At 37.9% G+C, this 17,897-nt stretch carries 17 protein-coding genes; 14 read left to right on the forward strand and 3 right to left on the reverse strand.

Going from position 1 to position 17,897, the window contains the following annotated elements; all coding sequences use genetic code 11:
* Positions 1–174 precede the first annotated feature (174 nt).
* Entirely contained in the window at positions 175–1,287 is a 1,113-nt protein-coding gene (gene yfkAB, locus ACIQXJ_RS05550; RefSeq protein WP_403050608.1) for a radical SAM/CxCxxxxC motif protein YfkAB, read from the reverse strand.
* Positions 1,288–1,667: 380 nt separating this feature from the next.
* Between yfkAB and ACIQXJ_RS05555 the strand changes: the two genes are divergently transcribed.
* The 9 genes from ACIQXJ_RS05555 to ACIQXJ_RS05595 all read left to right on the forward strand — a co-directional run bounded on the left by ACIQXJ_RS05555 (position 1,668) and on the right by ACIQXJ_RS05595 (position 10,625).
* A complete protein-coding gene (locus ACIQXJ_RS05555) occupies positions 1,668–2,357 on the forward strand; it encodes a YjjG family noncanonical pyrimidine nucleotidase (RefSeq protein WP_403050611.1) in 690 nt (229 codons plus the stop codon).
* Positions 2,358–2,508: 151 nt separating this feature from the next.
* On the forward strand, positions 2,509–3,423 hold the full coding sequence (locus tag ACIQXJ_RS05560; RefSeq protein WP_403050614.1) for an S-layer homology domain-containing protein: 915 nt from the start codon (positions 2,509–2,511) through the stop codon (positions 3,421–3,423).
* 182 nt (positions 3,424–3,605) lie between these two features.
* Positions 3,606–5,192 (forward strand): nickel ABC transporter substrate-binding protein, encoded by a 1,587-nt coding sequence (gene nikA / locus ACIQXJ_RS05565; protein WP_403050617.1) that lies wholly within the window; start codon positions 3,606–3,608, stop codon positions 5,190–5,192.
* Between the two features lie 5 nt (positions 5,193–5,197).
* Positions 5,198–6,139, forward strand: coding sequence for an ABC transporter permease (locus ACIQXJ_RS05570; RefSeq protein ID WP_403050620.1), 942 nt, complete (start codon positions 5,198–5,200; stop codon positions 6,137–6,139).
* Positions 6,139–6,945 carry an ABC transporter permease gene (locus tag ACIQXJ_RS05575; RefSeq protein ID WP_403050623.1) on the forward strand — a complete coding sequence of 269 codons (807 nt, stop codon included), beginning with the start codon at positions 6,139–6,141 and terminating at the stop codon, positions 6,943–6,945. Before ACIQXJ_RS05570 ends, ACIQXJ_RS05575 begins: the two co-directional genes overlap by 1 nt.
* A 14-nt stretch (positions 6,946–6,959) precedes the next feature.
* On the forward strand, positions 6,960–7,832 hold the full coding sequence (locus ACIQXJ_RS05580) for an ABC transporter ATP-binding protein (protein WP_403050626.1): 873 nt from the start codon (positions 6,960–6,962) through the stop codon (positions 7,830–7,832).
* Positions 7,826–8,650: an ABC transporter ATP-binding protein gene (locus ACIQXJ_RS05585; protein WP_403050629.1), complete on the forward strand. Its 825-nt coding sequence runs from the start codon at positions 7,826–7,828 to the stop codon at positions 8,648–8,650. Before ACIQXJ_RS05580 ends, ACIQXJ_RS05585 begins: the two co-directional genes overlap by 7 nt.
* On the forward strand, positions 8,647–9,828 hold the full coding sequence (gene cntE, locus ACIQXJ_RS05590; protein WP_403050632.1) for a staphylopine family metallophore export MFS transporter CntE: 1,182 nt from the start codon (positions 8,647–8,649) through the stop codon (positions 9,826–9,828). The genes ACIQXJ_RS05585 and cntE overlap by 4 nt, the downstream gene beginning before the upstream one ends.
* A 161-nt stretch (positions 9,829–9,989) precedes the next feature.
* A complete protein-coding gene (locus tag ACIQXJ_RS05595) occupies positions 9,990–10,625 on the forward strand; it encodes a 50S ribosomal protein L25/general stress protein Ctc (protein WP_403050635.1) in 636 nt (211 codons plus the stop codon).
* Positions 10,626–10,708: 83 nt separating this feature from the next.
* Here the strand turns inward: ACIQXJ_RS05595 and ACIQXJ_RS05600 are convergent, their stop codons facing one another.
* Positions 10,709–11,335, reverse strand: coding sequence for a YczE/YyaS/YitT family protein (locus ACIQXJ_RS05600; RefSeq protein ID WP_403050638.1), 627 nt, complete (start codon positions 11,333–11,335; stop codon positions 10,709–10,711).
* Positions 11,336–11,497: 162 nt separating this feature from the next.
* Between ACIQXJ_RS05600 and ACIQXJ_RS05605 the strand changes: the two genes are divergently transcribed.
* The 4 genes from ACIQXJ_RS05605 to ACIQXJ_RS05620 all read left to right on the forward strand — a co-directional run bounded on the left by ACIQXJ_RS05605 (position 11,498) and on the right by ACIQXJ_RS05620 (position 15,790).
* Positions 11,498–11,923, forward strand: a complete 426-nt coding sequence (locus ACIQXJ_RS05605; RefSeq protein ID WP_173479112.1) for a pyridoxamine 5'-phosphate oxidase family protein — start codon at positions 11,498–11,500, stop codon at positions 11,921–11,923.
* 124 nt (positions 11,924–12,047) lie between these two features.
* Positions 12,048–13,793, forward strand: a complete 1,746-nt coding sequence (ade, locus tag ACIQXJ_RS05610) for an adenine deaminase (protein WP_403050641.1) — start codon at positions 12,048–12,050, stop codon at positions 13,791–13,793.
* A 288-nt stretch (positions 13,794–14,081) separates the two neighbouring features.
* Positions 14,082–14,720, forward strand: coding sequence for a GntR family transcriptional regulator (locus ACIQXJ_RS05615; protein ID WP_403050644.1), 639 nt, complete (start codon positions 14,082–14,084; stop codon positions 14,718–14,720).
* A gap of 20 nt (positions 14,721–14,740) precedes the next feature.
* Entirely contained in the window at positions 14,741–15,790 is a 1,050-nt protein-coding gene (locus ACIQXJ_RS05620; RefSeq protein WP_403050647.1) for a 2,3-butanediol dehydrogenase, read from the forward strand.
* 238 nt (positions 15,791–16,028) lie between these two features.
* On the opposite strand, the gene ACIQXJ_RS05625 is transcribed toward ACIQXJ_RS05620, so the two are convergent.
* A complete protein-coding gene (locus ACIQXJ_RS05625) occupies positions 16,029–17,054 on the reverse strand; it encodes an S-layer homology domain-containing protein (RefSeq protein WP_403050650.1) in 1,026 nt (341 codons plus the stop codon).
* A 401-nt stretch (positions 17,055–17,455) separates the two neighbouring features.
* Here ACIQXJ_RS05625 and ACIQXJ_RS05630 point away from each other — a divergent pair, with 401 nt between their 5' ends.
* Entirely contained in the window at positions 17,456–17,620 is a 165-nt protein-coding gene (locus ACIQXJ_RS05630; protein ID WP_403050653.1) for a hypothetical protein, read from the forward strand.
* Positions 17,621–17,897: the final 277 nt, after the last annotated feature.

A 17,897-nucleotide genomic window follows, 5' to 3' on the forward strand; every position in this document is an offset into this window, starting at 1 on the left:
TGTTGTCCGCTCAGCACAGTAAGCTGCGACGCTCGCTAGCTTGCGAGGTGCCCACGTCTTCCGTTCTGTGCGTGTTTACGGAAAGGGGGAAATGGAACGGAAAACAACGATTTAAGAAAGTTTATCTATAGCAGAAATGGCCAATGCATTCAGTTGCATTGGCCATTTTTATGGTTAAAGTTTTGCTGAGCCGCTTATAAAAGTAGTGTCTTGATAATACATATTTTTAACTAAGACATTCGGACCTAAACATTTCACAGCGGGACAGTGACAGTTTAAAGATTTTGCTAAATCTGTAGCCATCCATTTATCGAAAATTGCTGGTAGCTTATCATGAACAATATTACCGAGAGCTGATGCATCGCCAAAGTCTGTAACGATGACATCACCTGTAAAGATATTGACATTTAATCGTGAACGGCCATCTGGATCATTACGCATTGTGACGTTTTTGGCCCCTCGTAACCGTTTTAATAGTTTTTGATCTTCCTCATTAGTGCTGCAAGGATAAAACGGCAATGTACCAAAGAGCATCCAAGTATTTTCATCGCGTACATCAAGCAAATGATGAATAGCTGCGCGTGTTTCCTCTAGCGAAAGAGATGTTAGCGAACTTGCGAAGTCAGATGGATACATCGGATGTACTTCATGACGAGCACATTGCATCTCATTAATAATTTGATTGTGGATGTGCTCTAAGTAAGGCAATGTTTTTTTGTTAAGCATTGTTTCAGCAGAGACCATCACGCCATGCTCGGCCAGCATACGCGCATTATCAATCATGCGTTGGAAAAGGGCTGCACGTTGTTCATAGGTAGGCTTACGTGCCATCATTGCAAAACCAGTTTCAACGAATTCATCTACCGTACCCCAGTTATGTGAAATATGTAAAACATCTAAATAAGGAGCAATGAGTAAATAACGTTCTGGCTCGATTGTTAAGTTCGAGTTGATTTGCGTACGAACTCCACGTGCATGTGCATATTTTAATAGGGGTAGTACATAATTTTGAACTGATTTCTTAGACATCATCGGTTCGCCACCCGTAATGCTAAGCGTTTTTAAGTGTGGAATTTCATCCAGTCGCTTTGTAATCAACTCCATTGGCAAGGCTTGCGGATCTTTATTTTGCAATGTATAGCCGACTGCACAGTGAGCACAGCGCATATTACAAAGTGTTGTAGTTGTAAATTCAATATTTGATAGGGTCATGTGCCCATGTTGTTCGACATCTAAATATGCTTCCCACGGATCAAAGCTGGGCGTAATTTTTTGTAAGGTCGTCATTTTTCGTACATCTTCCTTTCTAGCATTCTATTGTCTCATATTCAGTGATATTTTCAAATATGAAATTAGTGAAAGAGCTTTTTATTGTCCTTTCTAGGAAATTTTATTCGCGTATCGATATAAAAAATGCTTCTAAATGTCCTCTGCGCGTTTCAATCTTTGGTAGAAACTGCAATGTTGAACGAGATATAGGCTTGTGGAATTAAATTTAGAATATTTTTTCATTTATACTATTGTAACAAGCGTTCCACAAAGCTGATTTCTTGCAATATGCCAATACAACTAAAAGAACGAGTGTTTACACTGCTATTTTTCTAAAAAAACGTTATGATAGAGAAAGCAAGGCGGCAAGACCGTAACGAAGAAAGAAGGAAATAGTTTTGAGTAAGTATGAAATACTATTATTTGATGTAGATGACACATTATTAGATTTTGACTTAGCTGAAGATGCAGCACTAAACCGTTTATTTGAACAAGAAAAAATTACTACTACGCCGAATATGATTACCCGCTATAAGGAAATTAATGAATCAATGTGGCGAGCTTTTGAACGAGGCGAAGTAACAAAAACTACACTACATAATACTCGATTTTCAATCGCTTTAAAGGAATTTGGCATAGATGTAGACGGCGAGTATGTTGAAACTGTTTTCCAAAAGTATTTGCAGGAAGCGCATCATTACGTAGATGGGGCATATGAGCTTATTGCTCAACTTGCAGACAGTTACGATTTATACGTCGTTTCAAATGGTGTAACAAAAACACAAAATAAACGATTAACAGACGCAGATTTAGCAAAATATTTTAAAGGTATTTTTATTTCAGAACAAACAGGCTATCAAAAACCGATGCCAGCATTTTTTGATTATGTTTTTGACCGTATTGACGGATTAAATAAAGATAAGACTCTAATTGTGGGAGATTCTCTAACATCGGATGTAAAAGGCGGTTTACTAGCAGGGATTGATACGTGCTGGTTTAACATTCGCAATACCCAAAATACAACGGATATTAAGCCTCATTATGAAATTAAAAAATTACATGAGTTGCATGCGTTATTAAATAAATAATCCATGAAGGAACTTCGCTCTACTATTTATAGTTGGCGAAGTTTTCGTTATTAGATTGGTTACTTGTAGGAGCATGTGCTAAAAATACTATATTTTTAAACAATTAAATCTATTATGATAGTTATAGAAAATAATAAAAGGGAGGAGCAATATGAAAAGAATAATTCAAACAACCACTATACTTGTATTGCTAGGGGCATCGATCGCTTTCCCGATAGAAGCTTCCGCCTATGAAGAACCGACGCATTACGTACATATCAAAACAGAAAATATGACAATCTATTCTGCCTATGGTGCTACGATTTCTGCAGCTGAAAAAAGTGGAGTCTATAGCATTAAAGCGAATATCGTCAATAACCGTCAACCGCTTGAAGTTGTCATTTTTAAAAATGGTCAATCTGGTGTGCTACAGCAAGTATTGAAAAAAGGAATGGAACCTGTTGCCTACCGAGATGAAGGAGATCGTGTGGTTGCGATAATCCATAACAATGCAGAGTTGAAGTTTGTGCAACCTGAGCAACTTTATTTCCGAGATTTAGCAAAGACATCAACTAGCTCCTACATTCAAACTTTGGCAGAGCGAGGAATTATTCGTGGGCGTACACCAGATAATTTCGGTGTGAATGACTCTTTAACACGTGCACAGTTTAGTGCTTTGCTCGTCCGTGCATTTAGCTTTCAGCAGGAGCCAACGAAACAGTTTACAGACATAAATCAAAAAACATCGTGGTACGGTGGTCATGTAGGTGCTTTACATTCATTAGGCATTATTCATGGCAAAACTCCAAGTACTTTTGATCCGAACGGCAAAATTACACGTCAGCAGGCGATTTTGATGCTAGGACGCACTTTGGATGCGGTTGATTTTGTGCAGGAAGATAATACGTCTTCTTTACCTTATGAAGATAGTCGTGGCTTCCAAGGGGAGCTATTGCGTCACACGCAAACACTGTATGCAATCGGTGCGCTTGATAACAATACAAAGCTAAATCCTAACGAATATATAACAAGAGGTCAATTCGCAAAAATGTTGGCTGTGACTTTGCAAGTTGCAGGCAGATTATAAGTGCCTGGCACTCTATGAGCGATTAATTTATTTCTTCACACCTTTTCATCCTTAATTGGAAGAAAAGGTGTTTTTTTATTGTATAAGTACTTTACAAAACGTTAAGAATCAATTAAAATTGCAAATTGTAATGATAATCGTAATCATTACAATTAAGAGAGGAGGAAGAAATTATTAGAAAATTGTCTAGTTTCTTATTTATTTTCGCATTAAGTATAGTAGCTGCCTGTGGAAATTCTGAGGAGAAAAAAGGAAGTTTAAGTAGCACTCAAAAAAATGAACTTACAATGTCTTGGGTTAAGGATATTGGTCAAGTCAATCCACATATGTATTCCCCAAATGAACTGTTTGCACAGGCAATGCTCTATGATCCACTAGTGAGCTACGGAGAAGATGGAGAGATAAAGCCAGCACTTGCAACATCATGGGAAATGGCAGCAGACGGTAAGAGCTATACGTTTACACTACGGGACAATGTACTGTATTCAGATGGCACTAAGCTAACTGCCGAAAATGTAAAACGCAATATTGATACAGTTGTTGAAAATAGTGCCGCACATAGCTGGCTAGAAGTTGTTGCGGTTATTGATAGTGTGGAAGCTGTTGGTGAAGCACAAGTTAAAATAAATTTAAAAGAACCATATTATCCATTTTTGCAGGAATTAACTCTGATTCGTCCACTGCGAATGTTAGCGAATAGTGGTTTTCCTGCGAGTGGTACTACAAAGGATGGCATTGAAAAGCCCATTGGTACAGGGCCTTGGATTTTAACAGACTATGAGCAAGATAGCTTTGCAGAGTTTACCCGTAACGATAATTATTGGGGTGAAAAACCGAAGCTAAAAAAAGTTATAGTGAAAATTATCCCTGATGCACAAGCACGAATGATGGCACTTGAAAAAGGGGACATCGATTTAATTTTTGGTAGCGGGCAACTTGCACCTGCGGAATATCAAGCATTACAGAAGACTGGAAAATATCAAACAATGATTTCAGAGCCCTCTTCTACACGAATATTATCGCTAAATACTACCTATGGTGTGACGCAGGATAAAAACGTAAGACTGGCATTACAGCACGCATTAGACCGACAAACAATTATTGACCATATATTAAATGGCTTAGAGCAGGAAGCACATACATTATTTGCGCCAGGTTTCCCATTCAGTGATATCAAGCTAGAACCTTATTCTTACAATGTGGAGAAAGCCGTACAGTTACTGGATGAAGCTGGTTGGACTTTAGAAAGTGGTGCAACATTCCGAACAAAAAATGGACAAACATTAACGATAGTGATGCCCTATAACAGCGGTGACCAGGTGCATAAGGGGATTTTTGAATATTTACAGAGCGCTTGGCGTGAAATAGGGGTAGAAGTAAAGTTAATTGGTGAAGAAGATCAGTTTTTCAAATTACGTAGTAAAACAGGGGAGTATAACGTCATTATGAATGATACATGGGGCGTGCCTTACGATCCGCATATGTATATACGGATGATGATAGGGGACAAGCAAATTGGTTACTTTGCGCAAAAAGGGCTGACTGTTTCTGACCAATTGACAGCGGAGATAGCGACAGTAATCCGTTCAACCGATGAAGTAGAGCGACGAGCATTATACGAATCGATTTTACAAACAATCCATGAGGAAGCAATTTTTATGCCATTATCATATCGTACTAATTATTTAGTAGCGAATAAACGGCTATCGAATATGGCATTCTCGATGCAGCAGTACGAAGTACCCCTGCAAAATTATGAGGTGAAGTAAGTATAATGTGGCGATATTTAACTAAAAGACTTGGGAGTATGCTAGTAGCATTTTTGGGGATGACAATAATCGCCTTTGGATTAATTCGTTTTATTCCAGTAGATCCAGTAGAAGCCTATTTCACAATGAATCAAATTCCGGTTACAGAAGAGGCATTGGAAACAATGCGTGAGGAAAAAGGCTATAATCGCCCCTTACTCGTGCAATATAGTTCGTGGCTATTAGATGTTATACGCTTGGATTTTGGTGAGTCATTTGTATCAAAAAAATCTGTAACAGCCGAACTCCTTCAACGTTTTAGTGTAACACTCACGCTCGCAGCTTCAGCATTTATCATTATCGTTTCTGTAAGCTTTACGATTGGTATTTGGTCTGCAACAAAGCGAGGAGGGCTTATCGATTGGCTTAGTCGTTCGTTTGTCTTTACACTAGCATCTATGCCCAGCTTCTGGCTTGCTTTTATTTTTGTTTATGTCGTGGCATTAAAATGGGGCTTACTTCCTCTTATGGGGTGGGGAAGTTTAGAACATGTACCATTGCCTGCTTTCACACTTGCACTTGGTTTTATTCCTTATTATATTCGGCTCATTCGTTCAAGCATGCTTGAAGAAGGAAATAAACCGCATGTGACCTTTGCGCGAGCGCGTGGTGTGAAAGAATCTGTCATTATTAGGAGACATATTGTGAAGGGGATATTACCACAGCTTTTCACATCGCTTGCAATGACATGTGGAGGCTTACTTGGAGGAGCTGCAATTATTGAAATTGTTTTTACAATATCAGGTGTGGGACGATTTATCGTGGAATCGATGCTTGCTAGGGATTATTTTGTGTTACAAGGCTTTATCGTCATTATCGGTGGGCTGTACATAGTCTTTAATTTTATGGCGGATGTGCTTTGTGCAATCGTCGATCCACGTGTAAGGTTGAAGGGAGACGGTGTGTAATGAAAAAGAGAACATCACTCATTCTTAGTAGTGTGCTTGTATTACTGCTCATTTTTGTAGCATTGTTTGCACCTTGGCTGGCTCCAAATGATCCATATTCAACAAATATGGCAATGAAATTACAAGGCTATTCCCCCGCCTACCCGTTAGGTACCGATTATTTAGGACGCTGTGTGCTATCGCGTCTTATATACGGTGCACGATTGTCTCTTTTACTTGCGTTTAGTGTACTTATCGTCACGTTATTTATCAGCATGCTAGTCGGTATGCTTGCTGGTTATGTCGGTGGAATAGTTGATTTAGTATTAATGCGAATTTGTGATGTTTTTTTAGCGATTCCTGATTTTGTCTTTGCACTCGTTATTGTTGGAGCACTTGGGGGAGGCGTAGGTAATATGTTTATCGCGATTGTGCTCGTGTCATGGGTGGGCTTTGCACGAATTATCCGTAATATGGTGCGTTCACTAAGAGAAAGTACGTATGTACAGTATGCGCATGTAACGGGGGTCTCAAAGCGAAAAATCGTGATGAGGCATATTTTACCTTTTGTTTTCCCACAAATATTTTTATTGAAGTTAATTGGTCTTGGTTCAACAATTTTACTGATTTCAGAGTTGTCATTTTTAGGTTTAGGGGTGTCGGCACCAATGGCAGAATGGGGCATGATGATTAGCGATAGTAAATCATATTTAATGAGCAACCCAATGCTGATGTTTATACCAGGAGCCATGATTTCACTAACCGTTGTTATTTTCAATTGGTTTGGTGATGCGCTTCGAGATGCAATGGATCCAAAAATAATATAGGAGGGTGATGTGACATGTTAGAAATACAACAACTTTCTATTTGGATACAAACAGCGAATGAAGAAAAACAAGTCTTATGGGATGCTAGTATGACGATTCCTGCGGGTAAAACAGTCGGTATTGTTGGGGAAAGTGGCAGTGGTAAAACAATGTTATGTCATGCCATTATGCAGTTATTTCGGGATTCGAGACGCTATAAAGGCGATATTTTATTTGAAGGGCGCTCGTTATTAGCAATGAACGAGCATGAATTGCGTCAACTTCGAGGCAATGATATTGCGCTCATCATGCAAAATCCTATGGCGATGTTTAACCCGATAGTGACGGTTGGTGAACATTTTATCGAAACATTACAAGCGCACACTCCTATGAAAAAGCAACAAGCGCAAAAAATAGCAGCAGAGCAACTAGCACGTTTTCAATTGCCGGATGCATCGATATTAAAAAAATATCCACATGAATTAAGCGGAGGTATGCTTCAGCGTATTATGATTGCCCTAGCAGCAAGTCTTAGCCCAAAGCTCTTATTAGCAGATGAGCCAACGACAGCTCTTGATACGATGACTCAGCTAGAGATTTTAGAGGAATTAGCATTGTATCAACAGCAAACGAATACGAGTATGCTTATTGTTTCACATGATTTAGGTGTCATTGCAAACATGGCAGATATTATTGTTGTGATGCGCCATGGTCAAATTATCGAGTACGGTCCAGCTGCCTGCATTTTAGGTCAGCCTGTCCATTCCTATACACAGGCGCTATTAGCTGCTAAGGATAACAAATTTACACTTGAGCAGTTGGTTGATGCTTGGACTGGAAAGATAACTGGTGAATTATATGAATATAAGCAAGGATATTGGGTAAGACAGGAGGAAACCTTGTGCTAACGATTCAACATGTTTCAAAATGCTATCAGCAAAAAGGTTGGTTTCGTGTAAAAGAAAAGATCCATGCTGTGAAAAATGTTTCATTAACACTTCGACAGGGAGTATGCTTAGCAATCGTTGGCGAAAGTGGGAGTGGAAAAACAACGCTCGCTAAGCTTGTGCTAGGATTGGAGCGACCTGATTGTGGCTCTATTGAATTTGACAATCATAATGTATTCACTACAGTGAACGAATCAAAGAAGCAGTTACAAAAAAATATACAGGTTGTTTTTCAAGATTGCCATAGTGCGGTTAATCCAAAAATGAAAATAAAAGATATTATCGCGGAGCCAATGGAGCTTCATTTGTCGTTATCGAAGGCAGAACGTTTAAAGAAAATAGAAGAGTTACTTGTGCAAGTAGGCTTAGCTGCCAGTGATGCACAAAAATATCCGCATCAATTAAGTGGTGGGCAATTACAGCGAGTTACGATAGCCAGAGCTATTTCTACCGAGCCAAAGCTAATTGTCCTCGACGAATCTATAAATAGCCTTGATTTACTAGTGCAAGTTAGTATATTAAAGCTTCTGAAACAAATACAACAGCAAAAAGGGTTCAGTTACTTGTTTATTACACATGACTTACATGCGGTACAGTTATTTGCGGATGAAGTAGCTGTAATGGATAAAGGAGAAATTGTCGAACATGTAAGCGATGTGACACAAATATATAAAATGACACATCCGGTAAGTAAGCGACTGTTGGCAGCAAGATTACCAATTACGTGTAAGCATCCTTCTCAGCACCAGGTATACGGTAGAGAGGAGCATATTTCATGAAGGTTCGTCCATTATCAGCTCCCATGCTACAAATGTATGGGTTAGCTATGTTTTTCTTTACAGCAAATGCAGTATTAACAGTTATTTTTCCGATACAGGCAGCAGCGGGAGGTTTTAAAGAGGGCGAAATTGGCGTGATGATGGCGATGTATATGCTCGTGTGTATGTTTTTACGGCCATTTGCAGGGCAAATGGTTGCTAAACATAGCCCGTTTACAATTATGAAATGGCTACTGTTTGGCCACGCAGTAGCATTGCTTATTTATATAGTATTTGGTATTGATAGTCTTTATATTGTGCGTATACTACAAGGTATTATTACGGCCTTTTTCTCGATGGCAATGCAGCTTGGAATTGCAGATGTTTTACGAGAGGAGGATCGGGGGCAGGGGATGTCGATGTATTCCTTATCGACGGTAATGCCTTCACTTTACGGGCCAGCATTAGCACTTTTGCTATGGAGCCAGTTTGAGCTAGTATATTTATTAGCATTCATAGCCTTTTTAGCTGTCGTGCCACTACTTTGCTTTATTCGTTCGCCTTTACCGAAAACAAAAATAATAAAAGAACGGTTTTCACTAAGGGACATACTTTATGTCATAAACGGTACGAAACAGCACCAAGGACTGATGGTGGCGGCTATTGTTATGACTATTGGCTCTGCGGTCTTTGGGGCCATTTCAACCTTTTTACCACTCTATCTGCTAACTGAAGGAGCTGCGAATCCTACACTGTATTTATTTATACAAGCTATTGTCGTTGTCGTCAGTCGTTTTTTGCTACGACAGTATATTCCCTCTGATGGCAAATGGCATCCGATGTTTATCGCCCTCGTGCTAATTAGCTCCGTGCTCGGTACGACATTACTAGCATTGTTGCCAGTGCTCGGTTCATTCGTTTATATTTCCGCTCTTTTTAATGGATTAGCATCGGCAATGCTCTATCCAACCATTACTACATATATGTCCTTTGCTGTGCCAAAGGAATCTCGTTATGTATTGCTTGGTCTCTATTTAGCTACATATGATTTAGGTTTTGGTATAGGAAGCTTTTTGATGGGCTTTGTTGTGCAACTTACTTCATACAGTTTAATGTTTATAGCATGTTCTATTATAGCAGCGTTAGCGCTAGGTATTGTGTTTTTGGAGCGTAAATCACCTATAACGCTTGATCATTAGATGACTAATAAAACGTAAGAATCTATTTTAAAGTGGAAAGAAAATCCTATCATAAACAAAATATCGTGAAGACGTCACAATAATACGGTTAAAGGTATAAAAATTAAACTATCGGGCAAAACCATTTATGAGACTAGTTTTCACGAGAGGGGAAAAAGCTGATGAGCACTATATTAAATGCTACAAAACGTCATAAAGGACAACGCTCAACATTAACAAAACTAAGACAAAGTGGTGCCATTCCTGGCGTTGTTTACGGTTATCAAATGGAGCCGACGTCGATATCACTTGATGCCAGAACATTTGCTAAAGTTTTAAGCGAAATTGGTAGTAAAAGTGTATTTCAATTAGATGTCGAGGGAAAAAAAGTAAATGCAGTATTAACGGAAGTACAACGTTGTGCGTTAAAAGGTTTTGTAAAGCATGTAGACTTTAAATCAATCAATATGTCAGAAGAGCTAGAAGTCGATATCCCTGTTAACGTAGTAGGTGATGCTATCGGTGTTAAAGATGGAGGGTTCTTGTTACAACCAAATCGTGAAATTCGTATTAAAGTTAAACCTTCGGAAATACCAGAAACGGTTGAAGTCGATGTAACAAATGTTGCAATTGGTACCTCACTTTATGTTGGAGATATTCGTCAAAACTTACACTTTGAAATTTTAAATGAAGACGACTATACATTAGTGACAATCACACCTCCAGCAGCAGAAAACGTACAAGAAGAGGAAACTGTCGATGGCACACCTGAAGTAATAGAAGCGACAGGGCAAAATACAGCAGAACCGAGAGAATAAATAGTTTTCAAACAACTAATATAGTCATGAAAAAGCTTGTGATAGTGTTACATTTCACAAGCTTTTTTAATTTATATTTATTTTTAAACGACAACGCTCTTAACACCAGTCCATTTTGTAAATAGTTTCTCATTGTAAGTTAATGCAAATTGTACAATTGGGCCGAGACCGAAAGCCATTAACACTGTTCCTACTCCAATAGGACCACCAAGTAAAAAGCCAATAATAGCAACTGTTACTTCCATTAAAGTACGGGCGCGCGTAACACTCCAGCCTAGCTTATGAACCATCAAGAGCATTAATGTATCTCGTGGACCAATGCCTAAATTCGCTACCATATACATGCCACAACCCCAACCAAGTAAAAGCAAACCAGTTAAGTAGGCAAGTAGCTGCATCCAAAAGCCCTCAATATCTGGGAGCCAAAAGTTGAAAATATCAATAAAAATTCCAGCTAAAAACATATCTGCAAATGTACCTGGTAAAGGAAATTTCTTCGTCACCAGCATATCAAATGCTAAAATTGCTAAACCAATCAATATAGACCAAGTGCCAATTGTAAGACCAAATGTTTTGGCTAATCCTATATGTAGAACATCCCATGAACCAACGCCAAAAAATTGTCCTTTAATAGTTAAAGTTATGCCAAAGGATAAAACTAAGATGCCAGCAATGAAAAATAGACATCGTGTAAAAAAAGCTTGTTTCATATTTAAAACCTCATTCTGAAAAATTCATGTTGTCCAACAAATTATTATAGCAATAGATTTGGAAAAACGCCGAAAATAGTCATTTCATATTTTTCAAAAAAAGGCGGTTTAGCTTTAAGAACGAGGGGTAAAATAATAATGAATATGAAAGGATGGGATGAAATGACTTCAGTACGTGATGAAATTTTAGAAGTATTAAATCGAGAAAAAATAGGAACGATGGCAACCGTTGAAAATGGTAAACCATATTCACGTTATATGACATTTCAAAATGAAGACTTCGTATTATATACAGTGACAAATAAGCATTCTGAGAAAATCGATGAGCTATTGAAAAATCCGTATACACATATTTTATATGGCTACGATAACGGAGGCTTTGGAGATACGTTTGTAGAAATTGAAGGGAAGCTTACGGAAATTGAAGAGGAAGGTTTGAAAAATAAACTAGCAGAATTTTTCACAGGAATCTTCATTGGCAACAAAGATGAAATGGTAACACTTAAAATTGAACCTATTCGTATGCGACTGATGAACAAAAAGGGTGAGCCACCTAAAGAGTTAGAATTTACAAACGACCATTTATAAATGGTCGTTTTTTTCATACTAGTAGGAAGGTAAATAGAAAAATGAAGACGAAACAATCTACATGACTTGAAACTCCTTCGTCATTCATGCATGATAGGTCATAAAAGAAAAGGGAGTGCTCAAAATGGTAGAAAAAGTACAGCAACTAGCAGAAAATATACTGGCATCACAGGGGAAAATTGAGGCGGATTTTATTTTGCGCAATGCACAAGTTGCAGATGTTTTTACTTTAACGTGGAAGAATGCAGATATTGTTGTAAAGAATGGGCAAATTGTAGCCCTCGATACACAAAATCGTTTTATTGCTAACAAGGAGGAAGATGCTGAAGGGAACTATGTAATTCCTGGGTTAATGGATGGGCATATACATATTGAATCGTCAATGCTTACTCCTTCTGAATTTAGTCGCGTGCTTGTTCCACACGGAGTGACGACTGTCATCACAGATCCACATGAAATAGCCAATGTTGCAGGTGCAGAAGGCATTCGGTTTATGCTAGATGATGCTAAAAATGCAGAAATGGATATTTTTGTAATGCTGCCTTCCAGTGTGCCAGGCACTCGTTTTGAACATGCAGGGGCAACACTTACTGCTACCGACTTAGCCCCTTTTATGACCGATGAAAATGTACGTGGATTAGCAGAAGTGATGGATTTTCCAGCTGTGCTGAATGGCGAAAAGAGCATGCTTGAAAAAATTAGGTTAGCACAACAAGCTAATCTTGTTGTAGACGGACATTGTGCAGGATTAAATAGCACACAAATTACAGGTTACCGAGCGGCAGGCATTCATACTGATCATGAGTGTGTGACAGCGGAAGAAGCGTTAAATCGTATAGAGCAAGGAATGTATGTATTAATACGAGAAGGCTCAGCTGCTAAAAATTTACGTGATTTATTACCGGCTGTAAATACAATAAATGCGCGTCGTTTTGGTTTTTGTACAGATGACAAGTATGTAGACGAATTAATGGAAGAGGGCAGCATCAACTTTGATGTCAAGATGGCGATTGAAGAAGGAATGGAGCCATTACAAGCTATTCAAATAGCTACAATTAACGTAGCTGAGTGCTATCGTTTTTACGATCGAGGGGCAATAGCACCAGGCTATAAAGCCGACTTTGTCTTAGTGGAAGATATTACGAAAATGCGAGCGAAAGCTGTCTGGAAAAATGGCGTCAAAGTCGCTGAAAAAGGTACAATGCTAACTGCGCGTGTACAACCCGAAGTGCCTGCTCATATCCATCGCTCTGTTCATTTGCCAGCTATTTCAACGGACATGCTTGCCATTCCATTTACAAAAGGATCAAAAGCTAATGTAATGGAGATTGTTCCTAATCAGCTTATTACGAACCATTTAGTAGTAGATGTACCAGTTACGAAGGGTAAATTTATTCCATCAGTAGAGCAGGATTTACTAAAGTTGGCTGTAATCGAGCGCCACCATCATTTGCACACAACTGGTCTTGGTATTGTGAAAGGTTTTGGATTGCAAAAAGGTGCGGTTGCAACGACAGTAGCACACGACTCTCACAATGCACTAGTCGTTGGAACGAATGATGAAGATATGGTGATGGCACTTAATCGTATTCAAGAAATTCAAGGGGGATTTGTAATCGTAGCAGATGGCAAAATAGTAGCAGAAATGCCTTTAACAATTGGTGGATTAATGACTAATGCATCAGCACATGATGCCAAAATGCAATTAGCGAGTCTACACACTGCACTAAATGAGCTAAACCCTAATTTAGATTTTCATTTTCTTTTAACATTTTCATTTGTGGCATTGCCTGTTATCCCATCTTTAAAGTTAACGGATTCAGGGTTATTTGATGTCACAACATTCCAACATATTTCAGTAGAGGCATAATGATAAAACGACCTGAAAGCATCATGCAATCAGGTCGTTTTTTTTTGGTTGTTATTAGTGCCTTAGGATGCTTTTCATGTGGCTAAACAACACGATTATAACCAATTTTTGCGTACGATTGAATGAAAATAATACTGCTCCTGATTCAAAATTATTGAAATCGAAGCGTTTTCATATTAAAATAACATTTATAGATTATCGATAATCTATAATGGATAACATTTTTACTAGCCACCATATACACGGAACTATTAGAATAAGAGGATATAAATTTATTGGAGTGGTTAGATGGGGTTTAATGAAAATTCAATTTCGAAGAAAACAATAGCGGAACAAATAGCAGAGCAATTATTGTTTCGCATATTTTCAGGTCAATATGAACAAGGACAGCGTTTGATAGAGTCGGAAATTGCAAAAGAGTTACAAGTAAGTCATGCACCTGTCCGAGAGGCTCTGTATCTTTTACAAAAAGATGGTGTAGTAGAAAAAATACAACATAAAGGTGTAAGTGTAAAAATTATTTCGGATCAGGAATTAAAGGATTATTTGGAGACCCTTTATTACCTGTTGGATCTTGCGCTTAAAAACTGTGAAACAAAATGGACTGCCGATTTTCAAAAGGAACTTTTACTTCGTTTTGAAACGATGGAACAAAGAAAGTCCGTTAACAATATTTACGAATATGTTGTAGCGTTTGCCCACTTGTTAGAATTGTTTTTTGATATTACTGGAAATATTGCGATGCTACGTTTCTTTAAAGAAACCATATTTGTTACAAATGTAGCTGCACAAACAAAATGGAAAATGAATCTCGTTGAATCCTATCATATGTCCATTCATACGTTTATTAAGTGTATAGAAATATCGGATTTTGAAAATGCCCGAAATGCTATTAAAGATGTTATTTTATGGCATCATTTTAATTAAATTTTAAAGGGGAAATTGATATGAAAGCAGCAGTTTGGCACGGTGTAAAAGATATTAGAGTAGAAGAGGTAGAATTACGAGCTTTAAGAGAAGACGAAGTGAAAGTAAAAGTAGCTTGGGCAGGTATTTGTGGAAGTGACTTACATGAATATCAAGAAGGTCCAGTATTCATACCGGTTGATGCAAAAGCTGATTTAACGAGTGAAATTGCTCCGCTGACAATGGGACATGAATTTGCTGGTGTAATCGAAGAAGTTGGTTCTAAGGTTACAAATTTTAAAGTAGGAGACCGTGTGGTAATAAATCCTACTTTAACATTTAGAAAAAAACATGAAGATATAGATCGTTATGATGGATTTAATTTCATCGGATTACATGGAAACGGTGGGTTTGCGAAATATGCAAACGTGCCTGAAACAAATGTACACCGTTTAGCTGATAATTTAACATTACAAGATGGTGCACTAGTAGAACCGATGGCGGTTGCTGTACAAGCTGTAAAAGATGCTGGAGTCACTTTAGGGGATTCAGTTGCAGTGTTTGGTGCAGGCCCAATTGGGTTATTAACAGTCATTGCTGCTAAAGCATCTGGTGCAAGCAAAGTTATCGTATTAGATTTATCTGATAACCGATTAGAAAAAGCGAAAGAATTAGGTGCAACACATATTATTAATTCAGGTAAAGAAGACCCTGTACAAGCGGTTCGAGCTATTGTAGCAGATGGGGTAGATGTTTCCTTTGAAGTTGCTGGAGTTGCTCCTACTTTTAAACAAGCTATTGATGTGACAAAAGCGCGTGGTAATATGATGATTGTTTCTATTTTTGCGAGACCAATCGAGTGGAATCCAATTCATCTTACAAACACTGGTGTGAATCTTTTATCTTCAATTGTTTATACACCAACAATATTCCAAAGAACAATTGATGCAATGGGTGCTGGTCAGCTAAATCCACAAGGCATTATCACAAGTCAAATAAAGTTAGATGATATCGTTGACAAAGGCTTTGAAGCGTTAACAAACGATAAAACTCAATCGAAAATATTAGTCGAGTTAAGCGGAGAAAAATAATACAACTCCAATAAGTGAATTTAATACTAGACTATGCTCCTTTATCCTGTAAGAGAGAACTAATTATAGTTCTCTCTTTCTTTTATGCCCTTAACAATATAGAATACGTGCAAATTTTATAAAACCCTATGCATGGGAAATATAATATCCCTCTACATAATTGTAAACAAGTTAGTCTATGCTCTTTTGCTTTGAAGCGAGCCTAATAAGTTCCTTTCACAGGAGTGACTTATAGTCTTTATTGTTTTTTTAATGTGCCCGAGAAGTTCGTACCTTCATCGCGCTCTGAACTGCAATCAACCTCGATTATTTTGAGCGCATTTTTAAGTTGCTCGAATTCCAGCACACAGCGGTTTCCATTTTCCGATTTGTTCATTACAGCCTTAGTCTTAGATGTAATAGTAGCTGTCCCATCTACGCTACCTAACTGTTGACCATCACTTGCTGTTAAAGAAATGTTAAAAGTTTTGCTTGTGACATTAGAGATAATGGCGTCGCGGCGATTAAACTCATTTGCCCCTTTGCCCCATTTATAGTAGTACGTATAAGTACCTTCCCAAGCACTATTTGAAGGAGCCACTTGCTGCATCGTTTTATCTAGCTGATGTTGTCCATTGATCGCTCGTGAATTTAAAGAAGCATTGCTCAGATTATCATGAATATTTTGTGCCTCTTCAGAAATAGTATAAAAATTTCTCGAATCCATGCGATGAAGCAATGTAACTACTTGCGCACGTGTCATATTGTTTGCAACGCCAAAAAACTTTTGCAAGTCACGATTTTCATATTGCTCGTTCTGACCAGTGGAAATATAGGAATCGAGTAAAAATTGAATGGATTCATTGAGGCCACGCTTGCCCTCTGCTAGATGTGTGATAGCCTGTGCAACAACACCGCGTTTTATAGCAGTTGCTCGGATATTGTTATGAAAGTAGCCGTTAAGAGGTACACCATAACTAGCAAGGCGGTTATAATACTCATCTGACCAGTTCGCTGCAGGGGTTTGCTTTTTTAACTCATCATAAGGAGTTTCCAGTTCATAATAATTTGCAAGTAACTTTGCAAATTGTTGCTCGGTAATGGTTGCATTCGGCTTGAAGGTGCCGTCAGCATAGCCATCTATAATGTCATATTCCTCTGCCCACATGACTGCCTCATAAGCAAAATGGTCTTCGGTCACATCTGTAAAACCAGCGGCCTCTACCTTGAGGTTACCAGCAACAACAAGTAATGAAAGCAATACTATACTCAATAATTGTTTCATTATCATTCTTCCTTTCTAGCAGTTATACTATTTAGTTTGCAGGATATAGATGGAAACTGCAAATATTTCCATTAGATATTTTCAAGAGCATGTCCTTTTTACTAGTCAAAAAGTGGTCAGAATCTATTAGCAATATCGAAAAAATTTTTAGTGACTAAGGACCGTTAAAGGGCGAAAACTAAGATCTATTCTTCGCCCTTTGAAACACAAGATGGGCATCTCTAATTTTTGTAGAACAGGTACAAAAATTGGTGGTGTTTTTTTGTAGGCTAAATACAAAAGATGTGCAAGAAAAAAATTTTTTTAAAAAATTTTTGTTAAAACAGTTGAAATTTATTCACTTTAAGCATATATTTTTCCTAAGGGAAACAAAATATCGTAAACGAAAGAAGAGTGAGTCTATGAAAAAGTTAGATGAATTAAAACTAACGATTCTTCCACTAGGGATACTAGTGTTTCTGACGATGTTGTGGAAAATGACCCAATCTGTAGGTGTAGCGATTTCAATTATTTTATTTTGGATGGGCTGGAAACAGCTTATGAAGAAATTTATGATAAATAATTAATTTCCAGAGACAAAGCGGCATCAACAGTAATGCAGAAATAAGAGAAATGTTTATGCAAGTTGCAGCGAAACGTATCTCGTAAATTATAAAAAAATTAAGGAGGGAAACCGTTTAATCAAAACATGCAACACTATAAAACAGAAAAAAGTAATACGTTTACTTCAACATGGCTATTTTCATTAAGTAGCGACTAACAATAAAGATAAGCTTTCTAGAACCGATTTGGAGAAGTAATTCTACTGAGAATGATAAAAATAACATCTTTCTCAAGTTCATT

This window comes from Lysinibacillus sp. NPDC097868 (assembly GCF_044761135.1).
GTDB lineage: Bacteria > Bacillota > Bacilli > Bacillales_A > Planococcaceae > Lysinibacillus.